We start from the raw sequence: 5756 nt of genomic DNA, 5'->3' as shown, positions 1-5756 counted from the left end.
GTGCCTTCGTGAAGGCTTGAGCCTAGTGCGGTGAAAGTTGCACGCTGGGTTCTTAGAGGGACGACACTTGGTAACAGGTGTCGTCTACTCGACAGCGGCACCAAGCGGTCTTTGCCGCCTTTAGCATTGCGCACATGCACCTGATGGTTGGCACTGTCGATATCGCCGACTGTGAGTTGTAGCCCTTCACCCAAACGTAATCCGAGACAGTAGAGGGTGTAGAAGAAGCGTTGGTAGCGAGGTTGTCGGGTGAAGGTGATGAGCAAGCCGACTTCGTTGGGGGTTAAGATGTCGGGCAAGCGTTTGACCTGAGGGGGTTTAACGATATCGAGCCATTGCCACTGTTTATTGAGGGTGTAGCGGTAGAAGAACTGCAATCCATTGCGGTCAAGTTTCACGGTACTCCAAGAGTGGGATGCGATAAGGCGCACGAAGTAGGTTTTGAGCTGTTGCTGGGTGAGGTTATCAGGGGGAGAATCGAAAAACTGAGCGATACGCCGGACAGCACGCGAGTAGGCATCAATGGTGGCGGGCCGTTTGCCTTGAAGGGTTAAGTTATTGAGGTGCCGTTGATAAAGGGCATCGAAGTGCCGTTGTTGTTGACGGTTCATGGTGTTTCTCCAGTCCGCTGCGGTTTGGCAGGGTTGGGAGAAACGTAGGTGGTAAGGCGTTATTCTGCCGCGTAGCGGCTTCGTTCAACAAAGTCTTAAAGGTATACAAAAACAGTAGCGCGATTTTTGTCAGCATCACTTTTGCCACTTAAGCCGACGTGGTGCATCATGGGAGGCTAGGCTGCTTGTGACGTGGACTTGGGCTTTGATACCGATATCTAAGAACTAACAAGAATCAACGTGGACGCCCATTCTGGGTGTATTTTTATCGAAATGCTGTGATTTAGGCAGTTCAATCAGTATGGGTTAGTAAATGCCCGTTATTCAAACGATAGGTAGAAGGGATTCTTGGTGGAGTATATAAAGCATTACCTTGACTGTTCCAATGAAAAAATGGAAAGAATAGGTTCATCAATGCCTTTCGATTTTAAAGTTTATATACGAAACTCCTCTGGGCTTGTTGATATTATTTGCCCCAAAGAGGGTAAGATTGCGAGTGTCACACCTTGTGGAATTGAATTGGATGGAGTTAACGTAGAGCAAGTAACTGATGGTTCGTTTGGGCTATATGGCTGGGCTTTATCTTCCCCCCAGAATTACATATTGAGTGTCCGCACGACGTCTTGGTTCAACGGAAAACCTTGCTTTAAATATGGAGACAGAGTTGTCGCAACTATTTCTAATGGTGGCGGGATAGTCGAAATGATTTTAAGTTTGTTGAAAACTAGGCGCTGGAATTACGAAAACGCTTATACAAAAATCGATTTTAATGAGTGCTATTTGGATCGTCGTTTTGCGTTATGTCTCTTGTTACAATACTCTTGTAAGCCTTTTTCACCTTCTTCATGACATAGTTTAAAGTAATTGGCTAGTACGAGGAACTTAGACTTTTAACAAACGACAATGGCTCGATTTACTGATCAGTACGTACTGATCCCATTTGCCAAACCTGAACTGTACGCCTTAGGACACCAATACCAACACTAAGCCGTTTTTGCCCCAAAGTGAGACAAATTCTAGGCCTCGTCGAAAGACGCTAGCCAATATCGGTCTTGTTCGTTGTCGCACTTCAAATCGATCAGGGTGTAATGTTATATTATAACATTACACCCTGATCGATTTGATGGACATGCCGACACTGCTTCGACACATAATGCCAATATTGCTCGCCGTATTAATCGGGTGGCAAGGCATCGCGTTTGCAGAGCACAAAGGCTCCCATCACCACGAATCCTCAATTGATCACCACTGTGTACTTTGTGCGCTCGGCTTAACGTCAACACCACCACCAACATCTGATCAAATTCCGCCATTGCTCGGCAATTTTGAGGCGTTTGAATACGCGTTTTCCTCTTATTCACTTCGTAATCCTATCGCAAAAGCGCGCGACCCTCCGAATCAAAACGTTAAGTAATTTCTAGCGATAACGTATTATTTTTTCGGAGTATTTATGAAAACAGCAGGTTTAATTGCACTGAGTGCGATTTCTTTGGGTATGGCAGCAACTGTAACAGCGGAAGACGCGTTACATCGTCAGCATGAAGCACATCAGCATGGTGTGGTTGAGTGGCACATTGCGCAAGATGGCGATGTGTTGTTAGTAGAAATAACGGCGCCAGGCGCGGATGTTGTTGGTTTTGAGCATGCACCAGAAAACAATGAGCAGGCGAATTTGATCCATCAGGCGGAAGAAAAACTGGCCGCAGTGGCGGGTTTGTTTTCAATTAACGCCTCAGCCGACTGTAACCTGATAGAGCACAAGATCGCGCAAACGCTAATGGAAGAGCATGATGCCCACGAAGGCCATGACCACAGCGCACATGGCCATGACGATCATCATGACGACCACGATAGCCATGATAAGCATATAGATGAGCATGATGACCATAACGATCATACAGGACACGATCATCACGACGATCATGGACAAGAAGGATCACATGGCGAATTTTCAGCGCAGTACACCTTTAACTGTAACAATCCTGCTGAAATCAAGACGGTAACAACAAACTGGTTTGATACGTTCAGTACAACGGAAAAGATTACCGTTCAAGCGCTGACGGATAAAGGTGTGGTGGCTGGCGATCTTTCTCCTGCTGCGCGTTCGTTTACATTCTGACTTGGGGGCCTCTTCGTGAGGCCTTTGTTTATCTTTATGATGCAAATAGAAAACCTGTGTTTCAGGTGGCCGGGTCAAGGTGAATGGCAAATTGATATTGCAAATTTCGCCGTGGGGAAAGGCGAAAAAGTCTTTCTGAAAGGGGCAAGCGGCAGTGGAAAATCCACACTCCTTAGTTTGATTTCTGGAATCAACGCGGCTGAATCGGGTCGACTGAAAATGTTGGATACCGATATCACGCGGTTGAAAAACGCAGAACGTGATGCGTTTAGAGCGGACAATCTGGGCTATATTTTTCAACAATTTAATCTCTTGCCTTATCTTTCAGTGATCGACAATGTCACCTTGCCGTGTCGTTTTTCGTCTTCTCGTGCTCAGAAAGTGGAAGGGAGCATCGAAGCGGAAGCGAAAAGGCTCTTGTTGGGATTGGCCTTACCGGATGCGTGTTTGTATGAACCCGTGACGTCGTTAAGTATCGGTCAGCAGCAACGTGTCGCTGCAGCAAGAGCCTTGATAGGCAAACCTGCCTTAGTGTTGGCCGATGAGCCGACGTCAGCTTTGGACTTTGATTCACGAAATACCTTCGTTTCTTTACTGATGAAAGAGTGTGAGAACGCGGAGGCGTCTTTGCTGTTCGTCAGTCACGACCATTCGCTGGAATCGCATTTTGATCGCAGTGTCGCCTTGAGCGATCTAAACGCGACGCGCGCATTGGGAGTGGATGTCACATGACCATTTTCACGTTAGCGGTTCAAAGCCTCAAGAACCGTAAAGCGACGGCACTGCTGACGGTGTTTACTGTCGCGGTATCAGTGGCACTGTTGATTGGTGTTGAGCGGTTGAGAACGCAAGCAAAAGAAAGTTTTGCCAATACCATTTCGGCGACCGATCTTATTGTGGGGGCTCGTTCCGGACAGGTAAATCTGTTGCTTTACTCGGTGTTTCGTATTGGTAATGCCACTAACAATATTGATTGGCGAAGTGTTGAGGACATTCGAAATCATCCCTCGGTGGCGTGGTCAATACCCATTTCTTTGGGAGACTCTCATCGCGGTTTTCGGGTGGTCGGTACAACAGAAGACTACTTCGAACACTACAAATACGGGAAGAAACAGCCTCTCACATTTTCAGAAGGAAAGCCGTTTGATGGATTGTTTGATACGGTAGTTGGCGCTGAAGTTGCAAAGAAGCTGGGTTATAAAATCGGCGACGAAGTGGTGATTGCACATGGCTTAGCGGACAGGAAATTCAGCCGCCATGACAACCTGCCATTTGTAATAACGGGCGTTCTGGCACCCACGGGCACACCTGTCGATCGTAGTGTTCATGTATCGTTACCCGCGATTGAAGCCATTCATATTGGCTGGGAGAGTGGGGCGAACCTTGGTGCCGACATCCAAGCAGACGACATTGATGTTAGTTCGCTTCAACCCAAACAAATAACGGCGGTCTTCGTGGGCTTAAAAAGCCGTATCCAGACATTTGCCTTGCAGCGCACCATCAACGAATATACCGCAGAACCCCTCACTGCAATTATGCCTGGTATTGCCTTGCACGAGTTGTGGGGACTGATGTCAGTGGCGGAACAAGCGCTGCTGGTGGTTTCGGGGTTCGTCGTGGTTGCTGGTTTATTAGGAATGCTGTCGAGCTTGTTGACGAGCCTGAATGAAAGACGACGTGAAATGGCCATACTGCGTGCTGTTGGCGCAAGGCCGTTGCATGTATTTCTCTTGCTAGTCAGTGAAGCTTTGCTGTTAACCGTGTGTGGTATTGTTGCGGGTGTAGCAGTACTGTTTTTACTGGTAGAGATGGCTACCCCCTTTGTGCTCAGCCAATACGGTTTGCAGCTTTCTTTCGGGTTTTTAACCCGTTACGAGTGGATGTTACTTGGCATTGTGTTGATTGCCGGATTCCTTGTCGGCTGTGTTCCTGCACTTCGTGCTTACCGTCAGTCTCTGTCTGACGGCATGACTATACGGATTTAGTATGAAAAAGTGGTTTTTATTACTGACACTTTGTTTGCCAACGTTGGCATTAGCAGACGATGCGTTGACGTTGGATTGGATGGATTTAATTCCTGAGTCAGAGCGCAATCAATTTGACGAGCGTGGCATGCCTTTTATCGATCACGACAATGATCAGCCAAGCCAAAGTATGGTGGGAAACATTCGGCCTGAACTGAATAACAGTGAAGTGAGAATTCCGGGGTTTGTTATTCCACTGGAAGGGGATGCGAATACGGTGACGGAGTTTCTGCTGGTGCCATTTTTTGGGGCTTGCATTCACGTTCCGCCACCTCCGCCCAATCAAATTGTGTATGTGAAGTTTGAAAAAGGGGCGCCTGTTCAAGCGCTTTGGGATGTTGTGTATGTGGTTGGCACATTGAAAACCCAGACAATGTCTCACGATCTTGCGCAAGCGGGGTACTTACTTGAAGGTGTGGAAATAGAGCCCTACGACGACCAGTAATTAAGATAAACAATAAAAAGCACCTCAGGGTGCTCTATGTGCGAATATAACCAATTGTTTTAAATGAATTTAATCTATATCCTTTCCATGAATTGACCACGTATCTATCAGATACAATAAAAAGGCCGCTCGTTTGAGCGGCCTTTTCTTTTCTGGCGATCGCCTATTTGCGCTTACGCGGTGTCTTTTTCTTCTTGGTCATCGAGACCTTCACCGTCCCGCCGCCTTTCTTGAACTTGTAACCCTTTTTGAGTTTTCCGTTCGCTTTTAATCCTGTCTTGGCCATGTTGCTATTCTCCCGTGTGTTCGTTACGTAGGGTTTCCCAAAGGCCCAACACGGTAGGCACTAGCGTACCGATCATGCCGCCGTAGACCATCCCCGTATTGGTCATTTCTGCTGTGAACAAATGCCCGTTTCCAGTGGCAACGGCGGCCATTGAGCCAAGAAGGGCCAGCCCTTTGTAGGTCGATGGCTGCTTTAGCAGCGTGTTTACGTATTTCATAGTGTGTCCTTGGTGATGGGTACGCCAAGTAAATGGCGATACCGCGTTTTTAAT

The 5756-nt window shown here is 47.3% G+C and carries 9 protein-coding genes; 6 read left to right on the top strand and 3 right to left on the bottom strand.

Annotation, left to right across the window (positions count from 1 at the left end):
• Positions 1-611: tyrosine-type recombinase/integrase (locus tag B5D35_RS22495; RefSeq protein ID WP_244556714.1), on the bottom strand; the 611-nt coding region annotated here is incomplete at its 3' end.
• 351 nt (positions 612-962) lie between these two features.
• Here B5D35_RS22495 and B5D35_RS24175 point away from each other — a divergent pair.
• The 6 genes from B5D35_RS24175 to B5D35_RS22470 all read left to right on the top strand — a co-directional run bounded on the left by B5D35_RS24175 (position 963) and on the right by B5D35_RS22470 (position 5199).
• The gene (locus tag B5D35_RS24175; protein ID WP_139367843.1) at positions 963-1460 is read left to right on the top strand and encodes a hypothetical protein; all 498 of its coding nucleotides are present in this window, start codon (positions 963-965) and stop codon (positions 1458-1460) included.
• Between the two features lie 280 nt (positions 1461-1740).
• Positions 1741-2025, top strand: a complete 285-nt coding sequence (locus tag B5D35_RS22490) for a hypothetical protein (protein WP_078754662.1) — start codon at positions 1741-1743, stop codon at positions 2023-2025.
• 36 nt (positions 2026-2061) lie between these two features.
• Positions 2062-2730, top strand: coding sequence for a zinc uptake protein ZrgA (gene zrgA / locus B5D35_RS22485; RefSeq protein WP_078754660.1), 669 nt, complete (start codon positions 2062-2064; stop codon positions 2728-2730).
• Positions 2731-2766: 36 nt separating this feature from the next.
• Positions 2767-3462 (top strand): ABC transporter ATP-binding protein, encoded by a 696-nt coding sequence (locus B5D35_RS22480; RefSeq protein ID WP_078754659.1) that lies wholly within the window; start codon positions 2767-2769, stop codon positions 3460-3462.
• Complete coding sequence (locus tag B5D35_RS22475) at positions 3459-4715, top strand: ABC transporter permease (protein ID WP_078754658.1); 1257 nt, start codon at positions 3459-3461, stop codon at positions 4713-4715. The genes B5D35_RS22480 and B5D35_RS22475 overlap by 4 nt, the downstream gene beginning before the upstream one ends.
• 1 nt (position 4716) lies before the next feature.
• Positions 4717-5199, top strand: coding sequence for a DUF3299 domain-containing protein (locus tag B5D35_RS22470; protein WP_078754657.1), 483 nt, complete (start codon positions 4717-4719; stop codon positions 5197-5199).
• A 163-nt stretch (positions 5200-5362) separates the two neighbouring features.
• On the opposite strand, the gene B5D35_RS25345 is transcribed toward B5D35_RS22470, so the two are convergent.
• On the bottom strand, positions 5363-5485 hold the full coding sequence (locus tag B5D35_RS25345; RefSeq protein ID WP_269809227.1) for a hypothetical protein: 123 nt from the start codon (positions 5483-5485) through the stop codon (positions 5363-5365).
• A gap of 4 nt (positions 5486-5489) precedes the next feature.
• Positions 5490-5756, bottom strand: a 267-nt coding sequence (locus B5D35_RS22465) for a hypothetical protein (RefSeq protein ID WP_332870401.1), incomplete at its 5' end; no start/stop codon positions are given.

Source organism: Enterovibrio nigricans DSM 22720, assembly GCF_900167155.1.
Lineage (GTDB): Bacteria > Pseudomonadota > Gammaproteobacteria > Enterobacterales > Vibrionaceae > Enterovibrio > Enterovibrio nigricans.
The sequence above is the reverse complement of the archived record's forward strand: the minus strand, read 5'-3'. Positions and strand labels throughout refer to the sequence as shown.